This window comes from Hydrogenophaga pseudoflava, from assembly GCF_004353865.1.
In the GTDB taxonomy this organism is placed as follows: Bacteria; Pseudomonadota; Gammaproteobacteria; order Burkholderiales; family Burkholderiaceae_C; genus Hydrogenophaga; species Hydrogenophaga pseudoflava.
Genome location: NZ_CP037867.1, coordinates 1,828,210 through 1,840,345, shown reverse-complemented (window position 1 = coordinate 1,840,345; position 12,136 = coordinate 1,828,210). Strand labels below are relative to the sequence as shown.

Annotated in this window: 9 protein-coding genes and 1 pseudogene; 4 read left to right on the top strand and 6 right to left on the bottom strand. The window is 65.3% G+C overall.

The window, feature by feature from the left end; genetic code table 11:
- Positions 1-13: 13 nt before the first annotated feature.
- Positions 14-832 carry an MlaE family ABC transporter permease gene (locus HPF_RS08960; protein WP_079365976.1) on the bottom strand — a complete coding sequence of 273 codons (819 nt, stop codon included), beginning with the start codon at positions 830-832 and terminating at the stop codon, positions 14-16.
- A 54-nt stretch (positions 833-886) separates the two neighbouring features.
- Here HPF_RS08960 and HPF_RS08955 point away from each other — a divergent pair, with 54 nt between their 5' ends.
- Complete coding sequence (locus tag HPF_RS08955) at positions 887-2,461, top strand: acyl-CoA synthetase (RefSeq protein WP_133156382.1); 1,575 nt, start codon at positions 887-889, stop codon at positions 2,459-2,461.
- Positions 2,462-2,503: 42 nt separating this feature from the next.
- Here the strand turns inward: HPF_RS08955 and HPF_RS08950 are convergent, their stop codons facing one another.
- Complete coding sequence (locus HPF_RS08950; protein WP_133156381.1) at positions 2,504-4,393, bottom strand: S8 family peptidase; 1,890 nt, start codon at positions 4,391-4,393, stop codon at positions 2,504-2,506.
- Positions 4,394-4,598: 205 nt separating this feature from the next.
- On the opposite strand from HPF_RS08950, the pseudogene HPF_RS08945 reads away from it, so the two are divergent.
- A pseudogene (locus HPF_RS08945) lies at positions 4,599-5,230 on the top strand (transposase).
- 333 nt (positions 5,231-5,563) lie between these two features.
- On the opposite strand, the gene HPF_RS08940 reads toward HPF_RS08945, so the two are convergent.
- The 3 genes from HPF_RS08940 to queG form a co-directional block, all read right to left on the bottom strand.
- Positions 5,564-6,646, bottom strand: coding sequence for an IS110 family RNA-guided transposase (locus HPF_RS08940; protein ID WP_133156380.1), 1,083 nt, complete (start codon positions 6,644-6,646; stop codon positions 5,564-5,566).
- 247 nt (positions 6,647-6,893) lie between these two features.
- Positions 6,894-8,390, bottom strand: a complete 1,497-nt coding sequence (locus tag HPF_RS08935) for a CYTH and CHAD domain-containing protein (RefSeq protein WP_133156379.1) — start codon at positions 8,388-8,390, stop codon at positions 6,894-6,896.
- Positions 8,391-8,430: 40 nt separating this feature from the next.
- The gene (gene queG / locus HPF_RS08930; RefSeq protein WP_066150977.1) at positions 8,431-9,504 is read right to left on the bottom strand and encodes a tRNA epoxyqueuosine(34) reductase QueG; all 1,074 of its coding nucleotides are present in this window, start codon (positions 9,502-9,504) and stop codon (positions 8,431-8,433) included.
- Between queG and tsaE the strand changes: the two genes are divergently transcribed.
- Positions 9,487-10,047 (top strand): tRNA (adenosine(37)-N6)-threonylcarbamoyltransferase complex ATPase subunit type 1 TsaE, encoded by a 561-nt coding sequence (tsaE, locus tag HPF_RS08925; protein ID WP_133158062.1) that lies wholly within the window; start codon positions 9,487-9,489, stop codon positions 10,045-10,047. The genes queG and tsaE overlap by 18 nt on opposite strands.
- On the top strand, positions 10,044-11,438 hold the full coding sequence (locus HPF_RS08920; protein WP_133156378.1) for an N-acetylmuramoyl-L-alanine amidase: 1,395 nt from the start codon (positions 10,044-10,046) through the stop codon (positions 11,436-11,438). Before tsaE ends, HPF_RS08920 begins: the two co-directional genes overlap by 4 nt.
- Here the strand turns inward: HPF_RS08920 and HPF_RS08915 are convergent, their stop codons facing one another.
- On the bottom strand, positions 11,439-12,104 hold the full coding sequence (locus HPF_RS08915) for a DedA family protein (protein ID WP_133156377.1): 666 nt from the start codon (positions 12,102-12,104) through the stop codon (positions 11,439-11,441).
- Positions 12,105-12,136 lie beyond the last annotated feature (32 nt).

The window sequence follows — 12,136 nt, the reverse complement described above, 5'->3', positions numbered from 1 at the left end:
AACGGTCCATGGATCAGTAGTAGTTGCCCAGCAGCGAGGTCACCTCCACCAGCAGCAGCACCGACAGCAGGCGCGCGAATTCGGAGATGTCGCTCAGGCGGCCGAAACCGCCGGCCTCGTCGCGCCGCGCGCTGGCGGCCAGCGGCACGATGGCCACCGACAGGCTGAAGAACAGGGTCTTGAGGCTGAAGATGAGCACCACGGCCGGCTTGAACACCTGCCCGACCGCGAGTGTGTAGGCCGGCAGCGCCCAGTGCGAGAAGCCGTAGACATTGAAATAGGTGAGCACCAGGGCGATCACGCAGCTCACCGCCGCCAGCAGCAGCACCGAGAAGATGCCCCCCAGCGCGCGCGGCAGCAGCTCGGTGCGCAGCAGGGTCTGCTGCTCGTGCTGCACGCCGCTGCGGTGCTGTTGCGACAGCCGCCTGCGGATGCGCTGGGCCTCGGGCATGGTGTGGCGCAGCGCCACGAACATCGCGGCGTACAACGGAATGATCTCCAGCACCAGGGTGCGCACCAGCACCTCCAGCGCGTACTGCGACAGCCCATAGCTGTAGGCGGTCGCGACCACGATACGGATCAGCACCAGGCTCAGCAGCGCCGACAGCGTGAGGAAGCCGGGCATCAGCGGTGTCGAGGCGCGGTAGATCTGCTGCAGCACCGCGCTGCGCTGCGCGCCCTGCGCGTAGCTCGACGGCGCCAGGGCCAGCACCATCACCTGCGCGCCCAGCAGCAGCACATGCCACCACGAAGCCCAGGAGGCCCGGACACGACGGCCCCAGCCGCCGAGCGAGCGGTCGAGGGCAGTGGAAACGAGCGGTGGACCGGACATTCGGGCGATGATAAAACGGGCCGCTGTAACTGGAGACAACAGGAGATTTCGCCCATGTCCGCCAAGCCCCTGCCCCCGCTCGCCCCCGCCATTCGCCGCCAGACCATCGCCGACGCGCTGCACCGCACCGCCCGGCGCCTGCCGGCCAAGACCGCGATCACCTGCGGCGCCACCAGCTGGACCTACGCCGAATTCGACGCACTGGTCACGCGGCTGGCGGCAGGTCTGCACCGGATCGGCGTGGGCGAAGGCGACAAGGTGGCGGTGCTGGCGCGCAACTCGCACGGCTTCGCGGCGCTGCGCTTCGCGCTGGCCCGCCGCGGCGCGGTGCTGGTGCCGATCAACTTCATGCTCAAGGCGGAAGAAGTCGCCTACATCCTGCGCCACGCCGGCGCCCGCACCCTGGCCACCGACAGCGGCCTGGCCGGCCTGGCGCGCGAAGCCTCGGCGCTGGAGACCCAGGTGCAGCAGTTCATCTGGCTGCCCAGCGAAGACCCCACCGAGCCGGCGCCGGGCATGCACCGCTTCGACGAGCTGACCGCCTGCACCGACCCGCTGCCGGCCGTGGGCACCCAGAGCCACGACCTGGCGCAGATCGTCTACACCAGCGGCACCGAGTCCATGCCCAAAGGAGCCATGCTCACGCACGACGCGGTGCTCTGGCAGTACGTCAGCTGCGTCATCAACGCCGAGGTGGCCGAAGCCGACCGCACGCTGCACGCCCTGCCCCTGTACCACTGCGCGCAGCTGGACGTGTTCTTCGGCCCCGCCATCTACATCGGCAGCCGCAACGTCATCACCGGCAAGCCCACGCCCGACCACCTGCTGGCGCTGCTGGAACAGCACCAGATCACCAGCTTCTTCGCACCGCCCACGGTCTGGATCGCGCTGCTGCGCTCACCGCTGTTCGACGCAGACAAGCTCAGGCACCTGGCCAAGGGCTACTACGGCGCGTCGATCATGCCGGTGGAAGTCTTGAAGGAACTGGCGGCGCGGCTGCCGAATGTTCGCCTGTGGAACCTCTACGGCCAGACCGAGATTGCGCCGCTGGCGACCATGCTGCCACCCGAAGACCAGCTGCGCAAACCGGGCTCGTGCGGCAAGGCCGTCATCAACGTCGAGACCCGCGTGGTGAACGACGACATGCAGGACGTGGCCGTGGGCGAAGTCGGCGAGATCGTGCACCGCTCGCCGCACCTGATGCTCGGCTACTTCAACGACCCCGAAAAGACCGCCGCCAGCTTCAGCGGCGACTGGTTCCACAGCGGCGACCTGGCCACCATCGACGCCGAGGGCCACATCACCGTCGTCGACCGCAAGAAGGACATGATCAAGACCGGCGGCGAAAACGTCGCCAGCCGCGAGGTGGAAGAAATGATCTACCGCCTGCCCGCCGTCAGCGAGGTGGCGGTGATCGGCCTGCCCGACCCGAAATGGGTGGAAGCGGTCACCGCCGTGATCGTGGTCAAGGCCGGACAGTCATTGACCGAGGATGAGGTGATGGCGCATTGCAGCGAACACATGGCGCATTTCAAATGCCCCAAGCGCGTGGTGTTCGCTGAGGCGCTGCCGAAGAATCCGAGCGGGAAACTGTTGAAGCGGGAATTGCGATCGCGGTATCAGCCATGACAGGTCGATACCGTGCCGCTTGCCCTGTTCACAAGGTGAGCCTCACAGAGGCCAGACGTAAAACCCAATGCCTTCGTATTGGTAGAGATGAGACAACGAGGACTGGATATAGGCCACTTCAGCAGAAGAGTAGGAGTAAAAATGCGAGCCAGTCGGCTTGTACATGAATCGATGCAATGGAATGGTTCCCACACCTGGAGCGGAAGGGCTTCTGGCATACCAAGCAACTCCTTCAAGCGTGAAATATGGAATGTTATTGACCGTGTTTACCTCTGCCGGATCGAGAGAGTAAAAATAAGCACCATTGTTCCTATTTCTAAATCGATAGACAGGCATCAATCCAGGCTCGGCAGCAGGCCTTACTGAAAACACAGCCCTCTCATATTGATAAGACGGAAGAGCACCCAATATAGAGTCACGCTCAGAAGGATCACGAGTAAACAAATGAATGCCCGTGATTAAATTGTAGAATCTAAAAACAGTTCCATCAGAAAATGAAGGCGGCACCAAAGCGGTGTACGCATTGAGCAAACCTGCACCGCACTGCGGGCATGGCGCAGGAAACGGCTTTGAACCCAGTTTGAGCCGCGCAGCAACCTGGTTGGGCGTCAACGCAGGGTTTTGAGCGAGAAGCAGGGCAGCGACACCCGCAACGTGAGGCGCCGCCATGGATGTGCCGTTGTAATTAGCATAAGCCGGTACCGCAGGTGAAGTGGTTCCACTGTTGACCGTGGAATAAACACCGCTGCCTGGGGCAGCCAACCCGACGTGAGGACCAAAATTGGAATAGCTGGCAATGCCCCCCGAGGAAGTCGTCGCAGAGACAGCAATGACACCATCACAATTGGCAGGCTGCGCATTCACGGTGCTGACGCTGTCATTGCCCGCTGACACCACGACCGTCGCCCCCCGGCTGCGCGCGCTGTTGATTGCCGCCTGGAATGTATTGGAACAGACACCCTCGCCACCCAGTGACATATTGATCACTGACGCCGCATGGGTGTTGACAGGAACACCCGCCACGCTGCCGCCGGCCGCCCAGACAATGCCATCAGCGATGTCCGACGTATATCCACCGCATTTACCCAACACACGTACGGGAACCACTTTGGCACCAAAAGCAACGCCAGCACCGCCTGTGGAGTTGTTGGTCACCGCCGCAATGGTCCCTGCAACGTGGGAGCCATGCCAGCTGGAATTCTCTGGATAGCACCCGTAGAAAAATCCTCCGTACGTATTACCAAAATAATCATCGACAGTCACCCAGTCACCAGGATCCGACGGATCGCTGTCGCGCCCCGTTCCATCATTTCCCACCAATGGCTGAGAAACAAAATCATAGCCACCGACCCTGTTGGCATCAAGATCGGGATGACTGGTGATGCCGGTGTCCAGCACCGCGACCCGCACACCAGTCCCCTGGCTGATATCCCAGGCAGCGGGCAGATTGACCCCTCCAACCCCGGCTCCATAGTGCCATTGGAAAGATGAATAACCAGGGTCATTCGGTACAAACTGCCGGCGCATCCAGGCATCGGGCTCGACATACTCCACCGCCGGATCTTTGGCGATTTCCTGAATCAACTCTTTGAGCCTATTTTGGGAAAGCGGAGCACTCTGCTTCAGCAGATAGGCACCCGTAGCCAACGGCTTGTCAAAGTACAGGGTAATGCCAAACTTGTTGGCCGACGCGCTGGCGTTGCCGAACCCCAAGCCTGCGGCATTTTGACCTGCATGTTGCAGAGTCAGTTTTTGACCACTCAACTGTCCCGTTTTGTACTTGATGATGATGCCACCCTGGTTGAGCGGTCTGGATTGAACAGAACGATCAACCTGGGGTTGCGCATCCTTGCCACCCGCATAAGCCCCATGAGCAAAAAAAACGGCAGATGTCAATACAAGAATATGCAACAGGATTTGTTTCTTATTCATAAGTTCCCTACTCCCTACACCCAATATCAGAGATATGGCCCATGGTTAGACAATGCGCAAACGACTTGAAAAGTCATTTGCATGATCGAAAAATGCAGCATCATGCGATGCATGTACGGACATCATTCACCAGATTTAGTTTACTTTTTGTTTCATAGTCGGTCAAGGCGTGCGTTGCAGAAAACCCTCGCCTGGGTTCCTCCAAATGTCGGGGGCTATAAACACTGAGGCAGGAAACAATCTGAGAGGCACTCAGTGCTCGGGCTGCCCAGGGATCGCCTGCAAAACCCCGCGCCAGGGGCGCCGATGGACGCACAAGCGAGAGTTCCTGGACGAGATGAACCTGGTGGTGCCGTGGGCCGGGCTGGTGTCGTTGATCGCGCCGCACGCGCCCAAACCCAGCGCCAAAGGCGGACGCCCGCCGTTTGCCGTGGAGACCATGTTGCGCATTCACTTCCTGCCGCAGTGGTCCAACCTCTCTGACCCCGCAATGGAAGAGGCGCTGTACGACACGGCGCTGTTCCGCGAGTTCGTGGGACTCGATGCCGGTGAAGACAACCTGCCCGACGAGAGCTCCATTCTTCGGTTTCGCCACCTCAGTGGCACTTCGGAATGAAGGCCCACATGGGTGTGGATGCGGAATCGGGACTGGTGCACACGGTGGTGGGCACGGCGGCCAATGTCAACTGGCACGTGGCCATGCGGCCGGGCAAGCGCAAGGTACTGGACAAGAGCACGCCGATGGGCGCGATCAAGGATCAGCTGGGGCAGGTCAAGGCGCACATCCGGGCCAAGGTCGAACACACGTTCACGCTGTTTGCACTGTCCAACCTGTAAATGAGCCCTGCGAGGCGCAAACCACCGTCATCTGAAATCACGGACATAAACTCACGTATATGGACTCCCCCTCAACAGCAAGAGCCTGACCGATTGGGGACCAGTGGGTAAAGCACCTGCAGTCGTATATCCGGCATCTGGAGTGGACTCGTTGACGGTCCGTGCCGACATGGAATCTGCGTCACCGCATCGCCACACGCTGCAAGCGGCAGGCAAGCTGCCGGAAGAGTTATCGGCGTAGCGCGGTGTGGGAGGAACCCGGTTGGCCATGATGGTCGATCAAACCCGTCGCAAGGTGAGATGGGTTGGGTGAAGAGATCTGGTGAGACGAGATCAGGCCGGCAGGGCGAAGCTCTGCCGGCTTTGTTTTTTGTTCAGCCGGGCTGCTTCGTCAAACGGGGCGTGGTCGCGCAGCGTGGCGTAGCAGATGCGCGCGAGCTTGTTGGCCAGGGCACAGGTGGCTTTGTTGTGGTTAGAGCGGCCCTGCACCTCCAGCGCCCAGCGGCGGATGCCGCAGACGTCTTTGCCAGCCCCCTCTGCGACCTTGGCCGCCCGCAGCACACTGCGAGCGCCGTGCGTGAGCAGCATGCGCAGGTAACGGTCGCCCTTCTTGGAGATACGCCCCAGGTACCGGCTCGATCCCGAGCTGTATTCGCGCGGCGTCAGGCCGAACCAGCTGGAGAAGTGGCGTGCGTCCGCAAAGTGCGTCACATCGCCCGATGTGGCGGCCACCAGGGCGGTGGCGGTGAGCAACCCGATGCCAGGCACCGACAGCAGCAGCGTGCAAGCCGGGCTGTGACGGGCCACGCTGGCGAGTTCGCGCTCGACCTGGGCGATGCGGACTTCGAGCAGACGGATCTCTTCGAGCAGCATGCCGGCGGTGTGGCGGATCAGCTCGGGCACGGCAGAGCGCGGATCGGCCAGCACGCGGCCGATGGTCTCGACGCCGGTACGTGCGCCTTGTGGGATGGTGATGCCGAACTCGCGGCAGAAGCCGCGCAGGGCGTTGATGCGCGAGGTGCGCGTACCCATCCAGAGCGATCGGATGCGGTGCAGACCTTGCAAGGCTTGTTGCTCGACCGACTTCACGCGAACGGGGCGGATGTCGGCAGCGCGGGCCGCTTCAAGCAGGGCTGCGGCGTCGGTGGCATCGGTCTTGTTGCGCCGCACGTAGGCGCGAACGTACTGGGCGGGCAGCAGGCGGACGGTGATGCCCAGACCATTGAGCCAGCGCGCCCAGTGGTGGGCCGAGCCGCAGGCCTCCATGACGACCAGGCCCACGGAACGGTTGGCGAACCAGCGTTCGAACTGGGAGCGCGTCAGGCGCTGAGTTTCAACGATGCGCCAGTGCTCGTTGGCAACGGCGATCTGGAAAACGGATTTGGCCAAGTCGACGGCCACGGTAGTAGCATGCATCTCGGACTCCTTTCGTTTGTTGAAGACCTGATCCCCACGCCAATGAAGACCAGAGCGCGTTTCTCGCGCAAACAAACGGGGGAGTCCATCCCATCACTGCGGCGGGTGTTGAGCAGACCTTCCCTGAGCTGCCGGGCATCAGCAAGCGCGGAGACACGTATCCTCGAACGCTTTGTCAGGCACTGCTTGAACGCGACGAACGTTGACAAACACTCCCGTTCCTTCGGTGGCACCTTGAACGAGGCCGTCAGCCCTTTGACGCCGCCAGCACCCCACGCAGAAACGAGCTGAGCTCGGCTTCAGTCCCCAGCTCGTCCAGCAGCCGCACGGCCTGTCTCAGATCCCGCTCGGCCCCCAGCCGGGTCTGGACTTGGGTGGCCGCCTTGGCGAGGCCCTTGGTTCGCCGGGCGGGCAGCAGGTCGCGCAGTATCTCGGCCGCGTAGCGCACCCGTTTGGCCTGGATGCGGACGCGGTGGTCTTTTTCCAGGTCCGCAGGCGCCCGCCGGCTGGCTTTCAGTGCAGCGTCCAGGCGGCGGCGCAGCTTGCGGATGCGCTTGCGCGCCCAGGGGGTGTCGTATGCACCCGCTGCGGTCTGCGCTGTGGCCAACTGGAAGAGCCCCTGCGCCAGTGCCAGGAGGGTCTGGCCGGTTCCCGGCGCGGCCAGGGCATCCCGCAGCCGCCTGCGCTGCGCCCGGCGCGCCTCGTCGATGCGTTCGAGTGCGACATCGGCGATGCGCTGGCGCTGAGCATCTTCGTCAACAAAGGCGGGCAACCAGCGCCCCAGGGTGTCGACGCGCAGCACGTCCAGGTCGCGCATCCGGCCCAGTTCGGCCAGCAGGGGCCGCAGGCCGTCGGCATCGGACCGGCCGGGCAGCCAGGGCGCGAACAGCCGGACCGCGCTGCGCCAGCGCCGCCAGCCGACGCGGGCCTGGTGCACCACCTCGGGGTCGTCCGACACCAGCGTGCACGCGAGGTTGCAGTTGAAGTGGTCGAAGCAGGCCGCCAGCGCCTGCGCACCCGCCTGCTGCGGCCCGGTGCCCGGCGCCAGGTGCACCGCCTGGGCCGGCGACGCTTCGCGCGGCAGGCCTTGCGCCAGCCGGTAGCCGCGTTCGGCCTTGCTCTGGTCGAAGGGCAGCACGGCCACCTCGGACGCGACCTGCTGCGCCAGATGGAACAGGGCGTCGGACGGCCCCTGCAGCAGTTCGAGCTCCAGCTCCAGCAGCGGCTCTGACCGGTCACCGGCGACGATCTCGCCCACGTCCAGCGCCGCCTCGATGGTCGCGCCCTGGTAGCGGTGCAGGGTCCAGACGGTGCGGCGGCAGCGGGTCTCGAAGCACGGGGCCAGCTGGCCGAACAGGCGGCCGTCGGGATCCAGATCGGTCCAGGGCGTCTCGCGCAGCGCCTCCGCGTCGAGCCGGCCGGAGGGCTGGCGGCTCTCCCACTCGCCGCGGCGGCTCAGTCCGCCCCGCGAAATGCCCGCCGACTTGAAGGTCTGCACCCATTCGCCACGCACCGTCGCCGCGTTGGCGTTTGCGCGCCAAGGGGAGTCCGAGATGCAGCGCAGGCGCAGCGCGTGCCGTTGCTGATGCAGTTGCTGGTCCGGCGTGTCGAAGTAGATGTTCCACAGCCAGTGGGTGGTCTGCCGGCGCCGCGCCAGCGCGCCGAGCCGGCGCAGCCGCTCCTCGATGACCGTGGGCTGTGCCCCTGGCAGCAGCAGCTTGAGTTCGGTTTCGGCGTGGGCCATGCGGCTGTTTCCTTGAGAGAGGGAGAAAGCGCTGAGCAGCCTACGCCGACAAGGCCCAGGCCACAGCCTCCCGCACCACCGGGTCGGGGTGCGCGGTGTGCGCGGCCAGCGCAGCGCGGGTGACCGGCTCGTCGGCCTGCCGCAGCGCATTGCCCATCGCCACCGCGATGTTCCGCAGCCAGCGCGCGTGGCCGATGCGGCGGATCGGGCTGCCTTCGGTGCGGCGCAGGAACTCTTCTTCGCTCCAGCCGAACAGTTCGACCAGGGTCGCGCCGGTCAGGCCCTCGCGCGGGTCGAAGTCGGGCAGCGGGCTGCGCTGCGCGAACTTGTTCCAGGGACAGACGAGCTGGCAGTCGTCGCAGCCGTAGATGCGGTTGCCGATCAGCGGGCGCAGGCTCTCGGGAATCGGGCCGTCGTGTTCGATGGTGAGGTAAGAGATGCAACGCCGAGCGTCGAGACGGTACGGCGCGACGATGGCCTGCGTGGGACAGACGGCCATGCAGGCGCTGCAGGAGCCGCAGTGGTCGCTGACCGCTGCGGTGGGTGGCAGGGCGAGGTCGAGGTAGATCTCGCCGAGAAAAGCCATCGAGCCACCCTCTCGGCTGAGGATCAGCGTGTGCTTGCCGCGCCAGCCCTGGCCGCTGCGGCGTGCAAGCTCGGCTTCGAGCACGGGCGCCGAGTCGGTGAACACACGGTGACCGAGCGGGCCAACGGCGGCCCCGATGCGCTCGGCCAGTTGCTGCAGGCGGCTGCGCAGCACCTTGTGGTAATCGCGCCCCCGGGCATAGACCGAGACGATGGCTTCTCCGGGCCGCTGCAGGCGGGCCAGCTCCTGTTCCGTCCAGTCTTCGGGCGTATACCGTGGCAGGTAGTCCATGCGCGCGGTGATCACGCTCACCGTGCCGGGCACCAGCTCGGCCGGCCGCGCGCGCTTCATGCCATGGCGCGCCATGTAGTCCATGCCACCGTGAAATCCGGCCGACAACCAGGCCGAAAGGCCCGGTTCGGCGCTTGAGAGGTCGACGCCGGCCACCCCGATTTGGGAGAATCCCAGTTCCCGGCCCCAGGCCTGAACCTGAGTGATCAGTTGAGCAGCATCGAATCCGGATCGCATCGTCCGCCCATTGTAGGAACGCCCTCCTCCGACGGCGCGCGCTGGGACGGGCGTTGGCTGGACGAGACGGGCACCGCCCACTTTGCGCAGCGGCTGGCCGCCAGCCCGGCGATCACCAACGCCACGCTGACGCTGGCCGGCGACCTGGGCGCGGGCAAGACCACCTTCGTGCGCCACCTGCTGCGGGCGCTGGGTGTGCAGGGGCGCATCAAGAGCCCAACCTACGCCGTGGTCGAGCCGCACCGCGCCGAGGCCGGGCCGCACGGCGCGCTGTCGGCCTGGCACTTCGATTTCTACCGCTTCGGCGACCCGCGCGAGTGGGAAGACGCGGGTTTTCGGGAACTGTTTGCGAGCCCCGGCCTCAAGCTGGTGGAATGGCCCGAGCGCGCCGCCGGCCTCATGGGCGCGGTGGACGCGGCACTGACCATCGGGCCGGAGGAAGCGCCCGGTGACGATACCGACTTCACCGACGGCCCGCGCCAGGTGACGATGCAGGCCTTCACCGACACCGGCCGGCGCCTGCTGGCAGCCCTGAACACATGACCCGACCGACGCCCCACCCCGACCGCCGCCGCCTGCTGCAGGCCGGCGCGCTGGTGCTGCTGATCGGCGCGCCGCACCTGGCGCACGCGGGGCGTGTGGTGGCGGTGCGCATCTGGCCGGCGCAGGACTACACGCGCGTGACCATCGAGTCCGACGGCGAGCTCAAGGCACAGAAGACCACGGTCGACCAGGCGTCGCGCCTGGTGGTCGACATCGAGGGCATCGACCTCATTGAAGGCATGCGCGATCTGGTGGGCAAGCTGCAGAGCGACGACCCGAACATCGCGGCCATCCGCGTCGCCCCGGTCAGTGCCAATGTCGCGCGGCTGACGGTGGACCTGAAAAAACCAATCAAGCCGCAGGTGTTCAACCTGGAACCGGTCGCCGCCTACGGCCACCGGCTGGTCCTCGACCTCTACCCGGTGCAGACGGTCGACCCCTTCGAGGAACTGATCCGCCAGCACACGGCCGCAGTCGACGAATCGGCCCGGCGCGCCGCCGAGCTGCTGGGTGCCGAACTGCGGGACATGCCAGCCACGCCAGCGGACGACCCGCTGGCCGACCTCATTGCCCGCCACGACAAACCGGCACCTCCCAAGGCACCCGGCGCCACCGCCGGCAAACCCGCCCCGGCCGGTGAGCCGAAGGCATCACCCGGCAAAAAAACCGAGCGACTCATCATCGTGGCGCTCGACCCCGGCCACGGCGGCGAAGACCCGGGCGCCATCGGCCCCGGTGGCACGCAGGAGAAGGACGTGGTGCTGCAGGTGGCCCACCGCCTGCGCGAGCGCATCAACGCGACCACGGTCAACGGCAACCCGATGCGGGCCTACATGACGCGCGACGCCGACTTCTTCGTGCCCCTGGGCACGCGGGTGAGAAAAGCGCAGCGGGTGCGCGCCGACCTGTTCATCAGCATCCACGCCGACGCCTTCATGACGCCACGGCCGCAGGGCGCGAGCATCTTTGCGCTCAGCACCAAGGGCGCCAGCAGCGCGGCCGCGCGCTGGATGGCGAACAAGGAAAACGCCGCCGACCTGGTGGGCGGCATCAACGTCAAGTCCAAGGACGCGACCGTAGCCCGCACGCTGCTGGACATGAGCACCACGGCCCAGATCAAGGACAGCCTCAAACTGGGCGGCGCGATGCTGGCCGAGGTAGGCCGCGTGGGCAAGCTGCACAAACCGCGGGTGGAACAGGCCGGCTTCGCGGTGCTCAAGGCGCCGGACATTCCCAGCGTGCTGGTGGAAACGGCCTTCATCAGCAACCCCGACGAAGAGGCCCGGCTGCGCAGCGAGGCCTACCAGAACCAGCTGGCCGATGCCCTGCTCAAGGGCATCGTCAAATACTTCTCGGCGAATCCGCCGCTGGCGCGCAAGCAGCAGGCCTGATCAGGCCTGCCCCGCCGCAGCCCGGGCTTTCTCGGCCCTCGCGGCGCGCCAGCCGCCGAAGATGGCGATCAGGCCTGGCACGAAGATCAGCGCCCAGATGATCTTGGACAGGTTGGCCTGCACCCAGGGCAGGTTGCCGAAGAAATAGCCCGCCGCCGTCAGGCCGATCACCCAGACCACCGCGCCCACCACGTTGTAGGCGGTGAACTTGCTGCGCGTCATCTCGGCCACGCCCGCCACGAAGGGTGCGAAGGTGCGGATGAAGGGCATGAAGCGCGCCAGGATGATGGTCACACCGCCGTAGCGCTCGTAGAAGTTGTGGGCCTGGTTGAAGGCGTTCTTGTTGAAAAAGCGCGAGTTCTCCCACTGGAACACCTTCGGGCCGAAGTAGCGCCCGATGGTGTAGTTCGTCTGGTCTCCCAGGATGGCCGCCGTCAGCATCAGCCCGGCCGCGACCGACCAGTCCATCAGCCCGGCGCCGCACAGCGCACCCACGATGAACAGCAGCGAGTCGCCCGGCAGGAAGGGCATGACCACCAGGCCGGTCTCGACAAAGATGATGAGGAACAGCAGGGCATACACCCAGGCGCCGTAGGCTTGTACGAAGGCCTGCAGGTGCTTGTCCACGTGCAGGATGAAGTCGATCAGGTAGAGGGCGAAATCCATAGCCCGCGATTATCCCCGGGCGGTGCCCCACG